The 14621-nt window shown below is 41.0% G+C and carries 9 protein-coding genes and 3 pseudogenes; 3 read left to right on the plus strand and 9 right to left on the minus strand.

Features of this window, described 5'->3' with window-relative positions:
- The 6 genes and pseudogenes from FC60_RS09715 to FC60_RS08560 all read right to left on the minus strand — a co-directional run.
- Positions 1-232, minus strand: a pseudogene (locus FC60_RS09715) (oxalyl-CoA decarboxylase); the annotation flags it as partial.
- A 1-nt stretch (position 233) separates the two neighbouring features.
- Positions 234-1297 (minus strand): annotated as a pseudogene (locus FC60_RS08540) (thiamine pyrophosphate-binding protein); the annotation flags it as partial.
- A 21-nt stretch (positions 1298-1318) separates the two neighbouring features.
- Complete coding sequence (locus FC60_RS08545) at positions 1319-2440, minus strand: AEC family transporter (protein WP_056937962.1); 1122 nt, start codon at positions 2438-2440, stop codon at positions 1319-1321.
- A gap of 339 nt (positions 2441-2779) precedes the next feature.
- Entirely contained in the window at positions 2780-5326 is a 2547-nt protein-coding gene (mprF, locus tag FC60_RS08550) for a bifunctional lysylphosphatidylglycerol flippase/synthetase MprF (protein ID WP_056937963.1), read from the minus strand.
- Positions 5327-6196: pseudogene (locus FC60_RS08555) on the minus strand (alpha/beta hydrolase).
- A gap of 78 nt (positions 6197-6274) precedes the next feature.
- Positions 6275-6967 carry a CPBP family intramembrane glutamic endopeptidase gene (locus FC60_RS08560; protein ID WP_056937964.1) on the minus strand — a complete coding sequence of 231 codons (693 nt, stop codon included), beginning with the start codon at positions 6965-6967 and terminating at the stop codon, positions 6275-6277.
- Positions 6968-7181: 214 nt separating this feature from the next.
- Here FC60_RS08560 and FC60_RS08565 point away from each other — a divergent pair, with 214 nt between their 5' ends.
- The 3 genes from FC60_RS08565 to FC60_RS08575 are packed head-to-tail and all read left to right on the plus strand — an operon-like array spanning position 7182 to position 10611.
- Complete coding sequence (locus tag FC60_RS08565; RefSeq protein WP_056937965.1) at positions 7182-8057, plus strand: PPK2 family polyphosphate kinase; 876 nt, start codon at positions 7182-7184, stop codon at positions 8055-8057.
- A 22-nt stretch (positions 8058-8079) separates the two neighbouring features.
- Positions 8080-9411, plus strand: a complete 1332-nt coding sequence (locus tag FC60_RS08570; protein WP_056937966.1) for an APC family permease — start codon at positions 8080-8082, stop codon at positions 9409-9411.
- A 54-nt stretch (positions 9412-9465) separates the two neighbouring features.
- Complete coding sequence (locus tag FC60_RS08575; protein WP_056937967.1) at positions 9466-10611, plus strand: SLC13 family permease; 1146 nt, start codon at positions 9466-9468, stop codon at positions 10609-10611.
- Between the two features lie 69 nt (positions 10612-10680).
- On the opposite strand, the gene FC60_RS08580 is transcribed toward FC60_RS08575, so the two are convergent.
- From FC60_RS08580 to FC60_RS08590, 3 genes are all read right to left on the minus strand, one after another.
- Positions 10681-11679 (minus strand): AEC family transporter, encoded by a 999-nt coding sequence (locus tag FC60_RS08580; protein ID WP_056937968.1) that lies wholly within the window; start codon positions 11677-11679, stop codon positions 10681-10683.
- Between the two features lie 203 nt (positions 11680-11882).
- A complete protein-coding gene (locus FC60_RS08585; protein ID WP_056937969.1) occupies positions 11883-12389 on the minus strand; it encodes a hypothetical protein in 507 nt (168 codons plus the stop codon).
- 13 nt (positions 12390-12402) lie between these two features.
- Positions 12403-14621: plasma-membrane proton-efflux P-type ATPase (locus tag FC60_RS08590; protein ID WP_056937970.1), on the minus strand; the 2219-nt coding region annotated here is incomplete at its 5' end.

The raw sequence follows: 14621 nt of genomic DNA on the forward strand, positions 1-14621 counted from the left end.
AGCCCATGCCAATGCCCATGACTCCCCAGGTCCCGGTATCGAGACGGTGCCGTGGTTGGAGAATATCAATGACGTTGCGGCCAATATCAAGCGTGTTGGCCCCTTCGGATACTAAATAAGTATCAGGGTTAGCAGCAATCAAGTCCTTAATTGGTTTTAAGACGCCATAGAGGCCCATTGGATACTTGGTATCGGCCGTACTCATAGCCTTGGCCATCTTTTCGGCATTTGCNTTTGCTGCCTTCTTATCATTAATAGCCGTCAACCAATCTGCCGGAGCTTGAATAGCAGCAGCTTTGACCGCCAGATTCAACTTAGTTAAGGCCGACTTCAAATCACCCACAATTGGGGCTTTAATTGGCCGGTTAGAGTCCATTTCGGTCCCATCAATGTCAATTTGAATGAATTGTGCATCCGGGCTAAATGGCTTTCCACCATTAGAAAGTAACCAATTTAACCGTGCCCCTAACAGGAGAACAACATCGGCGCCACCAAGTGATAAGGACCGGGCAGCGGCGGCACTGGATTCATGGGTATCAGGTAAGACTCCTTTCGCCATTGACATTGGCAAGAATGGGATCTTGTTCGTTTCGATAAAGTCCTTTACTTCGTTTTCAGCTTGAGCGTAAGCCGCCCCTTTCCCGATAATAGCTAATGGGTGCTTTGCGCTCTTCAATAATTCGACCGCTCGATCAATTGATTCCCCACTCGGTACTACCGATGGACTAGGATCAACCGGGGCATATACCAAGTCTTCAATTGGCAAGTCACTTTCTAAGGTTTCACCTAGCATTTGACCTGGGATATCAACATAAACCCCACCAGGACGACCTGACACCGCCGTCCGGACGGCTCGAGCAATCCCTAAAGCCACATCTTCGGGACGATCAATCCGATAAGCCGCTTTTACCAGTGGTTTGGCAACATTGTATTGATCTAGGCCTTCATAGTCCCCCCGATCAAGGTCAATAATTGGCCGTTCGGAAGAACCAGATAGCATGATCATTGGAAAACAGTTCTTGGTTGCTTCTGCCAAAGCAACTAATCCATTTAAGAACCCAGGTGCAGAAACGGTCAAAGCCACCCCAGGTTCACCATTAAGGTAACCCGCTGCTGCTGCGGCGTTAACAGCCGAATCTTCCCGCCGGAAGCCATAGTAATCAAGACCTTTTTCTTGAGCCATCCGAGCCCAATCTGTAACGGGAATGCCAACTAAACCATAAATATTTTTAACATTGTTTTTCTTGAGTGCGGCAATTAACAATTCCGCGCCATTGTATACATTTGTTTGAGTCATGAGTATGTCCTCCCCATTAATTTAGTGGAACAAGTTAGCGATCACTGGTAAGAACCAAATCCAGAAGATGCAGGAAGCCGCAAAGCCGATGGTAGATAGTGCAACTGAACTTGCCCCTTCCTTGACATAGATGTTGTACCGACTGGAAATGATAATTCCGGAGAATGCCGGTGGTAAACCAGTGGCTAAGACCAGCATCGAAATTTTGCTTGGATCGGATCCCATTCCACATAGGTAAGCCGCAATCACAATCACAGCAGGCGTCAAAATCAACCGATAGAAGGTATTCCAGAGAGATTCTTTATCAATCGAGAACTTAACCGTTGAAAGAGCTAAACCGGCTGCCAAGACGGCAACCCCCGAGTTAGCTTTGGAGATCAAGTCAAAACTAGGTGCCCAAGAAGATGGGATATGAATGCCGACTAAGACTAGGACCACTGCTAGTAATGGCGCCCAAGCAACAGGTTGTTTCAAGGCATTTAACACGGCTTCACCAAAAGAATTGTTTGGTTCTTTCTTAGCCCGACCTTCGTGATTCCGAATTTCGGCCCGCATCAGATCGATTTCCCGTTCAATGCCTTTTTCGTTCTTCAAGACCTTGTATTCTTTATCGGTAACTGGTGCCGTCACGACTTCACCTGTCTTTTCATCAGTTTGACCCGCATTCTTCCGGTCATTAGCTTGCCCCTTATTAACTAAGGCTAAACCAATTGGGATCGTGATGGCATTAACCACGATTGAAACAATCCCGATAACCAGGTTAGTCGTGGCATTGTTTCCATAAATCGGATCCAAAACCGCAAATCCTAAGAAACCAATGGTTGGAGAACCGGCGATTAAAGCACAGACGGCAGCTTCTTGGGTTGTCCGATGAAACATAACCTTATCCAACCAGTAAGACAACATAAATAATCCAGTGACCCCCACAATTGAGATCAAAGTTAAGACAATATCTTTGACAAACATTTCTCGGGTGGCTTTGACAATTGAGATGAACAAAGCTGCTGGTAAAGCAATATTTAAGACTAATTTGTTCAATCCTTGTCGTTGATCGTCATCAAAGAAATAGAACTTTCCACACAGATATCCTAAAATCATGATCACTAGAATTGGGATAATGTCATTTACTAGAATATCTACCATTTTGATCACTCCCCTCGTATGAATTGCTTGATCAAAAAACTTGAAAGCAAAGAAGCGGCCGAAATATTTAAATCTTCTTTACGACGTTATTATAACGGTTACAATATGAATTTTCTTTGAACTATTGTATAAGTGTATCTTAATGGTTTAATTATTAAATTTCACATAGAAATAAACTGGTTAATTTATTCATTTTCCTTAATTATTTAAAAATGTCATCCGGTTTAATCTATTCAAAGTTCATTAATTATATTAAATTACAAAATAACTGCATAATACCAATTTTCAAAAAAAAAAAAATGATGATAAATCTCATCATCATTTAATCAATAATAATAGTTATTTTGCCCGCTGATTAACAACCGAAACTAAGGCTACCATAGTCGCAATTAAAGATTGCTTTTTCCGGTAAACCGTATACCGTGGTAGCCATTTGGAGGCATACTTCTCTTTATAACGCCGCAGTCCTTGGAAACCATAAAGACGATAGCCATATTCATAGATGAAATGGGCCATTTTTTCTTCCGTAAAGGAGAATTGTGATTGACCAACATTAGAGAGCGGAGCCATCCCGAGATCAAAATACTCATAGCCATTTTCCTGACCATATTCAAACATACTGATAAACAAAAGATCCATGATCCCGGATGGAGCTTGGTGACTATGACGCGTCAAATCGATCGTTAAGATCTCTTTGCCCCCTGTTGGCATAAAGGTCACAAATGCGACAAGGACGCTATTAACATCCCGTACAATTCCTACGGGAGCTTCGTTTAGGTATTGTTGAGAGAAAAAGCCCAATGAAAAGCCCTTTTCAACCTGATCGCCCAACCAATCATCAGAAACCGCCTTTAACTCGGCCATCAAGTTATCATCAAAAGGCGGTTCCACCACTGAAAATTGATATTGTTCCCGTTCGAATTTATGAATTAAAGCCCGTTGAGAGCGTTGTTTCTTTCCCGCTAAGGTAAAGTCAGCTAATTTCACTAATCCATCTTCACCAGTTTTTAGGAAATCAAACCCATCTTCGTGCAACAGCATCGTGACGGTCGAATCTACTTCATAAAAGACCGGCAGATAGCCATATAAATCTGCCTCATTTACCAATTGATGAAGCGCCGCTGACCAGGTCTGCTGATCACCAACTGGATTGCCCATCACAATCAACTTATCGTATTTTTTCCGATACATAAAGAAGAGCCGATCTTGCCCATCCACTTGGTAAAAGTAAATGTTTTTGTCTTGCAAATAGGCTAAATGACTAGTTTCGTTCCCCCCATACTGGGCAATGACTTGATCAACTCGATCCCGCGGAAAGGTTTGATCATTTTTAAAAGGATCCGCATAACGAGTGAAGTAATGTAAGATCCAAAGCATTATCCCGATCCCGATTAATAGACCGATAAAACCAGATAGCCAAATATGTTCTCCAGGAAAAAGCAGATAATCAGGGATGACATGGTCGGATTCGTAATTTGGTGTATTAACAATCCCAACTACGACATAAAGAATAAAACTACCGGCAAAAATCACCCCATCAAAGATGAATTTTCCCATTGAATACTGCAATTTGTAGCGATATAAACTTCCCCGCATCCCCCAAACTACCAACAAGAGAATCAAGATGTAGCCTGCTAGAGCCGGCAAGGCTAAATTAAAGAGGGCATTCAATAGACCAATTACCAAAACAATTACAGTGGGCCAAAAAGCCTTCTTGACCCGCGCTTGCAGTCCTCGAGCACAAGCCAAAATCGCAATCGCAAACATGATCGTTGATAGCTGATGGAGTAAGAAGAAAGTAAAGGGATAAAAATCCTGCAAGAACTTATTACTATCCGTTAAATCAGGAACTGAGGCCGCCACTAACATAATAATCCCGGTTAAATACATTAACCCCGTCCCGATCAAGTACATCGTCTGATGAAAAATTAGGGCCGGTAAATGATTAAAATGCTCATTTAGACTCTTTAAAATCCGATGAGTAAAAAGAATTCCCCCTAGTACTAAGGGCACAATGTAATAAAAGACCCGGAATAAGAGGAGCCAAGCCACCGCGGTTGGTCGTGAAACCCCTAACATGACTAATTCGACCATCATGATGACGTCAAAGGAACCAATCGCGCCAGGAATCATTGAGATAACCCCGATGATTTGGGCCACAATATATAAGGGCACCACGGCCAGTAGGTTGATATGCACATCTAAGGCCCAGCCGACCAGTACGAAGAACAGAGTTACCCCTAACCATTCAAAGATCGAGCTAGCTACCACAAAGGATTCTAGTTTCCAAGAAAGATCTTTAAAGAGTGTATCGCCCTTAAAGCGGGTGAAGATAATCATGGCTGGCGAATATAAGCCCCCCAAGACGAGCCAAATGGCATAGCGATTAAAGTGTCCGCCATCATGGAGCCCAAACATAATAAATAATGCTAGCCAACAGATGACTGAAAGACCAGACGCCAGAAAAATGGAAATTTTCGCAATCGCGTTTAAAATTTGCTTGCGATCGGCGTCCTTGCTATAAAAATAGGCCCGTAAGGAAGAGCCGAGCACCCCACCAAAGCCAGCAATATTGGTTAAAGTGTTGGTCACCCACCCACTTTGAATGATATAACGCGGCGAAAATTTACCAGGCAGTAAACGAGTGATCGTGACGTCATAACCCAACATCGGTACAACCGCTAAAATCCCACAAATGGTTAAAATTAATAAATGATCCCATGATTGTCGGCCTAATTGCACCCCAACTTGATCCCAATGAACATCACGACCAAACATGATCAGGGCCACAATCACAAAAAAGACCATCGAAGAGACAAAGACTAATTTAATTGGTTTTTCATACCGATCCCAAAAAGCTAATCCGCTTTGATATAGTTTTTTCATTTACCTACTCCCCCACAAAACCTGAATAATATCCTTTAAAATCGTATTCTTTTGGTGTAGTTGAATGTGTGTCGTGTTCTTAAAAATCCGTTGGTGATAAGTAATCTTCTGGCGATGAAGCAGTGTTTTTAACATCAGGGATTGAATCGTTGGGACTTCACCATCTGTCGTCGTTGAACCCGGCTGATGCCCCATCCAGTTATAAAAAGAGATTGTCGATGACAATTTTAAATGACGGGATTCGTTTAAGAGTGTCTTGTAATTATAATCTTGAGATTGTTTAAATAGATGCGGATGAAAATGGATGCGGGTCCCAAAGCTCTCCTCAACGGGAGCTCCTAATAAAATGACCTTTTAAAATTGGATTTCTTGTCGGATTTTAGCATCTTCAAACAGGACGTGAATAAATTCTGTTCCACCATAAGAGTGGCCGATTACGTTCAAGCGATCCACATGGTATTGATCATGCAGGGTTTCCAAAACCGCCCGCAATTCCTTCACCTGAGGTTTAAAAGTGGTGTCGTAATTCCAAGTATAAATAACCTGAATTAAAGGATTAGCCTTATCTTTTAACGACCCCGTCACGCTTACTCGGCAATCTGGTGATACCCGAACCACTAAAGCGTTTTGGGCTACGTTTTCTTTTTGGACTAACTTTATAAACTTACTATAAGTCCACCCATTCCCGCCCCAACCCGGAATTAATAGCGTTGGCGTGGATGAATAGTTTACGTGTGTATTGGTCTTTTTAATGTTTTTACTAGGCGTGCCTTGAATCAAAAAAACTTGTACCGTTAAAAATAGCATTGTGGCGATTAATAAGGTTAAAATCAACCCTTTTAGGATCCGTTTTACCATCACATTTACCATCTTCAATCATATATTTATCATCATGATAGCATAAATTTAGAGCTAAAGTAATCATGTTATGTAAGAGTAAGCGGTTAACTATCTAGTCAAACTAATGATAATAATTGAGATTACCCCAATGATTGCTGGAAAATTAAAAATGAAGTGTGTAAAAATCGGCAGCCAAATATTTCTACGCCAAAGGTAAAGTAAAGATAAAATCATCCCTGCGAAAGCATATGGAATCGTCGCAACAAAACTACCATTAAAATTGTAATAATGAGAGAAACCAAAAAGTAAATTGGTAATGATAAACAAAATACCAAAAACGAATTTATGCTTTCGATATCGATACCACATGTCATGACGAAAGGCGATTTCTTCAAATATTGCTACCATCAGATTAATGATTGCAGCATATAAATTGGTGAAGATTCCGAAGAAACCATTAATCGGAATAATGAGCTCTTTGGGGCCATTGGCTGGAATAAATTGATTAAAATACTTTCGACTGAATGTTACCACTATTATTAAAATCAATACTGACACGAGTGAAATTAAAATATTGGTCCATTTTTTCTTTTTGAAATTCTGCCACTGTTCTTTTAAATAAGCGTGATACTTATAGATTTCATATCCAAATAGGGCAATAAACCATCCAGAACCAAGGTAAGTATAAATGAAGGCATTTTCTCCAGTTACTGCTCGAATCACTGTTAAGAATAGTAGCGTACCAATGACATTAATCAAGACAGCTGTTAAGTATGATTTAAAAATACTAAATTTGGTCAATGTAATTAGTCTCCCTTACTTTACTTTGAATATTCACTATACCACGTGAATTGAATCTTATTATTTATAATTCCGCTGATCGTCGAGCACTATAAAAAGCCATCATGGCTGAAGGATCTTCATCGTAATTATTAAAAATTATTGATTTTTTGTACTGATCCTTGATTTATATGATATCGGCATTATAATGATCGACAAATGGAGGTGAATTGAAATGGAAGAACAATATAAATTTGTCACTGGTGATTTAAAATTAGCTGATGTCCCAACGGTGGTGGAGAAACCACTTTCTTTAAAAGGAGCTAAAGCAGTTGTGAAAAAGCAACGTAAAGCGATGTCTAAGTTGCAACCAAAACTCTATGCGCAACATAAATACGGCGTCGTCATTGTTTTACAAGCGCTGGACGCAGCTGGTAAAGATAGTTTAATTGCCCATACCTTTTCGGGACTGAACCCGGCTTGGTTTGACGTGGTTAATTTTAAACAACCTAGTTCAATCGATTTAGATCATGATTTCTTATGGCGGATTAACCAACAGCTACCAGCTCGTGGAATGTTAGGAATTTTTAACCGTTCATACTACGAAGATGTTTTAATCTCTCGCGTTCATCCGGAGATTTTATTAAATGAAAACTTGCCAGGAATCGATGGATTGACTGACTTGAATGAAGAATTCTACCAAAACCGTTATCATGATATCCAAAATTACGAGGATTATTTAAATCATGCTGGTTATGTGGTAATTAAGATTTTCTTGCACATCTCTAAAGATGAGCAGAAACAACGGTTCTTAGATCGGGTTAACACTCCTGACAAGCAATGGAAATTCTCAGCATCAGATGTTCATGAGCACAAGTTCTTTGATCAATACATTGATGCCTACCAACGAGCCATCAACGCCACCGCTACTAAAGATAATCCTTGGTATGTCATTCCCGCTGACGATAAATGGAATTCTCGGGCGATTGCGGCAACGATTATTCGAGAACGTTTAGAACAACTACCGTTAGCCTTCCCAGAGATTGCCAAGGAAGATAATGCCAAATTAAAAGCCGCGGCAAAGGAACTAAAGAAGGAAGCGAAACATTAACTAAAGACGGGAGGTGAAATCGATGTCGTCTGGTTCGCATACTTCCAATAATAAAAATTCCATTAGTGTCTTAGGGGCAACTGCAATTGGGGTCGGTGGTATGATGGGAGCTGGTTTATATACCTTAATCGGTTTAGCAACTAACTCGGCTGGACTGTGGCTCCCTCTGTCCTTCTTAATCGGCGGTGCGGTGGCTGCTTTCTCCGTTTATTCCTACTCCAAACTAGGCATGAAATACCCTAGTCGTGGTGGTGCGGCCCAATTTTTACTGCAGGGCTTTGGTGATGGGCTCTTGGCGGGCGGGATGAATGTCTTTCAGTACTTAGGCTGGATTATCGCCATGGCCTTATACGCAACAGGTTTTGCTGAATACTTTTGCCAATTATTTAATCTTACGGATTCAGGTTGGATCGGAAAAGCTGTCAGTATTGGGATTATTATCGTAGTGGTTTTCGTAAATATCTTGGGCGCCAAACAAGTGGCACGAGCGCAAACAACCATTATTGCTTGTGAACTGATCATCTTAATCGCCTTTATCGCGATTGGCCTAACTAAGGCTCATATTCCGACGTTAACTAGCACCTATCAACAACATCCTTTAGGTGTGCTATCTGCAGCAGGGTTACTGTATGTCACCTACGAAGGTTTCGGGGTGGTGACTAATGCGGCAGGAAGTATGAAGAATCCCGCTAAGCAATTACCGATTGCCTTGTATTGTTCTCTCGGTATTGTAATGGTCATTTATATTCTTTCGAGCATCGTTGTGGTAACGACTTTAGGAATAAATGGCGCAATTGCAAATCAAGGCCATGCCTTAGCAGATACCGGGCGCATAATTTTTGGTAATCTAGGCTTTATAGCGATTGGTATTGCAGCACTAGTTGCGACGGCCTCTGCCGTTAATTCGACGATGTTTGGCGATGAAAACTTGGCCTTGAGAATTTCCAAAACCGATGAGGTTCCGGAAAAATTTGGGGTCATGACCAAAGTTGGTGGAACCTGGGGACTCTTCTTCACGGCCTTGATTACTTGTGCTTTCGTGGTTATTTTTCCCCTATCTGCTGTTGGTCAAATGGCGAGTCTAGCTTTCTTATTAGTCTATGCCATGGTTAATGCTGGCCATCTTCGGCTTTACCATGAAACCAATGCTAACCGAACTTTATTAATTCTTTCAGTTGTATTGAATCTCGCCCTCTTTGCCCTTTTGTTCTACCAAACAATTGCCGACGGTAACGTGATGACTTGGGGGTCGGTGATCGGTCTATTGGTTTTAAGTTTTCTCCTCGAATGGCTCTGGCGAAACCACACTCATCAAAATATGCACTGGTTAGGTCCAGTCCCGAATAAAAAGTAAAATAAAAGACTGGTGAAATATTTCCAGTCTTATTTTGTATCAAAGGAGGTCTTTATGAATCGGATTATCTCTTTTTGTAAGAAACAAGTTGTGCTGTCTATTTCTTTCATTCTAGCCGTCTTATCTTGTTTGATTACCCCACCTAGTAAAAAATACCTTTCATATATTGATTATCGGACCATTCTCTTATTATTTTCATTCATGTTATTCATTGCTGGTTTACGACGACTTGGGATCTTTGACAAAATCAGCAATTATCTGCTGACTAAGGTCAAAAATGAAAAAGGTGTCGCCATTGTCCTTGTCCTCATGAGTTTTTTCATGGCCATGTTTTTGACCAATGACATCACCCTCATCACCATCGTTCCCCTAACGATCATCATTTTTTCTGCGGAAGCAACTAAAATGACTCGGGAACAAAAGAAATTATTAGTGATTACCTTGGTTATCGAATCCCTAGCGGCCAACTTTGGTGGCATGTGTATGCCCTTCGGTAGTCCCCAGAATATGTACTTATATTCTTTCTTTAATATGTCGATGACGCATTTCTTTGTCACCATGCTTCCCTTTGCAATCCCCGGAATCATTGTTTTGATCATTTTAATTAGCTTGATCAACTATGACAACAGTATTGAAGATCATAAATTGGAATCCCTCCCCGAACCCAAACAATATTCAACAGGGATTCATAAGCTAATTATTTTCCTGATCCTATTCTTGATTGCGATTGCTTCAGTGGCCCGCTTGATTGATTATCGAATCGCCACCCTAATAGTCTTGGTCGTGACCTGTTTCCTTGATGTTAAAGCTTTAAAACAAGTTAATTATGTCCTGCTCTTTACCTTTATTTTCTTCTTTATCTTTGTCGGCAATGTTGGTAACATCCATTTTCTAGAAACGATTATTAAAGATTCAATTAGCCAGCATGAAGTCCTAGCATCCATTGTGACAAGCCAAGCGACTAGTAACGTCCCCGCCGCCATCTTAATTTCCAAATTCACTAACAATGGAACTGGCATCCTTATCGGGACCAATATCGGTGGCATGGGAACTCTAATCGCCTCCATGGCCAGTTTAATTACTTATCAGCTGTTAGGTGCTAAGTATCCAGATGCAAAAGGAATGTTTATCAAGTACTTTTCAATTTATAACTTTGCACTCTTAATTGTTTTCTATGTTTATTATTTGGTTATTCGCTAAACAAAACTGGCTATCCCGCTTGGGATAACCAGTTTTGTTGACTTCAGCATCTAATCACGCTCGATGCGATTAGATGGTTGTAATTAACCACATTAAAATTGGTACAACAATAATGAATAAAGTCGACGTTGAAACCACCACATCGGTCGCAAACTTAACATCACCATGGTATTGATCGGCTAAAATCGGTAACACGGCAAAGACCGGCGTTGCTGCCTGAATGATTAAAGTATGTCTAAACATCGGCGTTAAATGGAAGCCTAGATGACTTCCACCAACAATCATGATGATCATTAACAATGGCGCAACCACGAATCTCCCTAAAATCACGATAATATTATCACGACCGAACCTCATATTCTTTAAGCCAAAGTTCCTTAGCATGATCCCAATATAGATTAACGATAAGGGAGTAACTAAACCACCAATATCTATTAGGGTCGTAGTTATAAATGATGGTATTTGCGTATCAGCACTCGGCCAAATAATTAAAACTGGGATGGCAATGATAAAGCCCCAAAGTGGCGCCGGTAACAAATGTTTCCAAGAGATTCCTACCCGCTTATTATCACTTTTACCAGATCCATCGTTTTTAGCTAGGGTCGGATCATCAGCCGCAATGGTCCAAACTGTGAAGGTCCATAAAATAACCGTATTAACAATATAGTAAACCAATAAATAAGGCAACGATACTGAGCCAAATAAGGCAATGTTCAAGGGCATCCCTATGAAAACCGTATTAGTAACATTAAATCCGGCCATCATGATGGCACGCCGTCCGTGAGGAACCTTAAGCGACTTCACAACAATCCAAGAAATTAAGTAGCCAATTAAAATTGAAAGAATCGAATAAACAATCCCAGAAGATAGGGTAAAAATTTCACTAATTTTAAATCTTGATAGCATCGAACTAAAAATGGCACAAGGTAAGGCGACCTTCATGATTATATCCGATAAAGCACTGGAAAAATTATCATCAAACCAACCGAATCCGGCACAGACATAACCGACCGCCATCATAATGACAATCGATAACACGCTTTGGATAGATTCCCAAAATACACTCAAAAAATCATCTTCTAACTTTATAGTTTGAGTACTTAAGCACGCCTATATAATATCACTATTAGAAATCATTTCAATTTAAACTAAGTTACTTTTGCCGTAAATTTCCCCTAAATGACACTAAGATCACGAATAGTGCCAAGATCATTAAACCTTAACTGTGATTAGTGCTTTTAGGTGTCTAAATTATTATAGTTAATTTTGTACTATAACAAGCCATCTACAATTTCAAAATTGTCATGATAGTACATATTCCGCATATTTTTGGCGTCATGACCACTAAACTCACGAATCAGGTCGTATTGATCACTATCTTGCCATTTAAGCACATCATGCTCATCTTCCCAGCAAGTAATCAACATAAGATTGTTGGTATCGCGTTCATTAACAAATAACCATCCGCCGTAGCTATGGTTTGGCAAGTTACTAATTAAGGTTTGAGCTTTTTTCGTCAGAACTTCTTTTTGACGATCATCATTATTAAATGATTCTAGGTGAACGATGCCTTTAAAATTCTGCTCATCATCCCCTGTTAATCCCAGTAAGGTTACCGGTGCCGAGAAAACACTTTGCGGTTGATTAGAGAGATCAAACAAGTAATAACGACTACTGCCCATGGTCGTGGCTAACTTAAATTGTCGATCAGGATGACCATCAATCACACCTTGTAAGACGTTACGCGTTCCAGCGGTAAAGTGTAAGTAATTAATCATTATCCTTTCCCTCCTAATAATTCATTCGCTCTAGGATCAACCGTACGATATTAATGATGAACATCCAAATAATGTTGTAGACCCAGATCAGAAGAATAGTCTTGAGCGAGATAGCCGGTACTAACCAGCCAAAGAAGCACATACATGCTGCTAAAATCTGGGTGGCAATAATGGCCCAGAATAAGGCACTGGCTGGGAATGGCCGTTGGAAGAACCACTTGGATTGACGGGTCACAAACAAAAGCAAGTGTCCAGCAACGACTAATTGTAAGAACATCAAGGTTTGTAATTGTGACTTATCCGTAATACCAAAAATACTTCCGGAACCATTTCGGACCGCCATAAATTCATATACTAACATAATCATCGATTGAATTACGGCGACGACTCCGAGAACCGATGAAGTAGTCAAAATCCGCTTCATCCGCCACCGAATCGTCTTATCAGAAACTGAAGTATTGTCGTAAGCAATCGTCATAATCGGAATATCATCCAATAGTGACATAATCACAATCATGATCGCTGTCAACGGCGTGAATTTCAAGAAAATGGCTGACAAAACGACTAGGAACATGATGGTCATGGTTAAGGCAACCCGATAAATCGTGTATGAAGTGATCCGTTCAAAAATCCGCCGTGCTTCATCAATCGCTGTTTTAATAACCGATAGACCCGGAGCGGTCAAAATCAAGGCTGCCGCAGACCGAGCAGCATCTGTGGCCCCAGAAACGGCGGTCCCACAATCAGCTTGCTTTAGTGCTGGGGCATCGTTGACCCCGTCACCTGTCATTGCAACAATGTGTCCACGTTTCTGCATAGCTTTGACAATGGCGTATTTGTGTTCTGGGAAGACCCGAGCAAATCCATCCGCTGCTTCAATCTTATCAGCAATGTCGTCTGGGACATTGTCGGGATCCATATCTGATGGAAAGACATCCGCCGCATTTAAGATATTCGTCCCCAAGCCTAATTGACGACAGGTTTCAATCGCGATCGCAGTATCATCACCCGTAATCATCTTGACATTGACCCCTTTGGCCTTTGCGGCTTCAATCGTTTCTTTAGAGTCGTCACGTGGTGGATCAAACATTGAAAAGACCCCAAGGATCTTCCAAGTATTACCGTCATCATTGGATTGGGCAACCCCTAAAGCCCGGTAACCATGAGAAGCTAATTGATCAACTAACTTAAAAATTGCATCCGATTCTTCTTTAGAAGGTTTCGCTAAATCTACAATAACTTGCGGCGCCCCTTTAGACACCCGAATTTGATTTCCTTGCTTATCATGAGCTTGCGCTTCCGTTCGTTTAGAAACCGGATCAAAGGGGATGAACTTATCAATCGTCCAATTCTTCAACACATTCTTATCAGTCAAAGCATTAATAACTGCGGTGTCAATGGCATCATTATCTTCAATCTTAGAAGCAAGTGCCCCAGCCAAAACCACTTCTTGTTCATCCTTGGCGTGGTATAAAGTCGTATCACCTAAGGTTAATTGGTTTTTCGTTAAGGTCCCGGTCTTGTCGGAATAAAGTATATCGATCCCCGCCATTTCTTCGATTGAGGAGAGCTTGGAAACAATCGCCTTTTCTTTCGATAAATTCAGGGCCCCCAAAGCCAAAGTAACCGAAAAGACCGTTGGCATGGCCACAGGAATCGAAGCCACTAACAAAACTAGAACGAATTGCAAAATGTTCAGAGCTGCCGTCATGTTCATACTGTGAGCAACGATGTCATTGTAAACATCAAAGATAACCATGATAACGGCTAAAATAACCGCAATGACAATCAAATAGTCCCCAATTTGAAACATAGCTTGTTGGGCGTGGCTCTTTGCCCCAGCACCAGCAACTAATTTAGCAGTCCGACCAAAGAAGGTATCTTCACCCGTTGCAATAACAACGGCTTCCATTTCCCCTTGCTTAACTACCGAACCAGAATAAGCTTCATCACCAATCTTTTTATTAGCCGCAATCGATTCACCCGTCAAAGCTGATTGGTCAATCGAAGCATAATCACCTGCGATTAATCGTAAATCAGCGGGTACAATTTGACCTAGCCGAATCTTGATAATATCACCAGGCACTAATTGGGCGGCATCAATGGTCTGATATTTACCATCCCGTAAGACATTGGCCTGTGGGGCCATTCCCTTTTTCAATGCTGCCAAGGCACTAGATGCCTTTTGTGATTGCCATAAATCGATGGTAGTGTAATGTTTTAATAGGTTGT

Source organism: Limosilactobacillus gastricus DSM 16045 (assembly GCF_001434365.1).
GTDB lineage: Bacteria > Bacillota > Bacilli > Lactobacillales > Lactobacillaceae > Limosilactobacillus > Limosilactobacillus gastricus.

Excerpts from the sequence above, each read along its gene's own strand:
- FC60_RS08575 (WP_056937967.1), top strand. The coding sequence starts at position 9,466 with ATGAATCGGATTATCTCTTTTTGTAAGAAACAAGTTGTGCTGTCTATT.
- mprF (WP_056937963.1), bottom strand. The coding sequence starts at position 5,326 with ATGAAAAAACTATATCAAAGCGGATTAGCTTTTTGGGATCGGTATGAA.
- FC60_RS08570 (WP_056937966.1), top strand. The coding sequence starts at position 8,080 with ATGTCGTCTGGTTCGCATACTTCCAATAATAAAAATTCCATTAGTGTC.
- FC60_RS08565 (WP_056937965.1), top strand. The coding sequence starts at position 7,182 with ATGGAAGAACAATATAAATTTGTCACTGGTGATTTAAAATTAGCTGAT.
- FC60_RS08545 (WP_056937962.1), bottom strand. The coding sequence starts at position 2,440 with ATGGTAGATATTCTAGTAAATGACATTATCCCAATTCTAGTGATCATG.
- FC60_RS08585 (WP_056937969.1), bottom strand. The coding sequence starts at position 12,389 with ATGATTAATTACTTACACTTTACCGCTGGAACGCGTAACGTCTTACAA.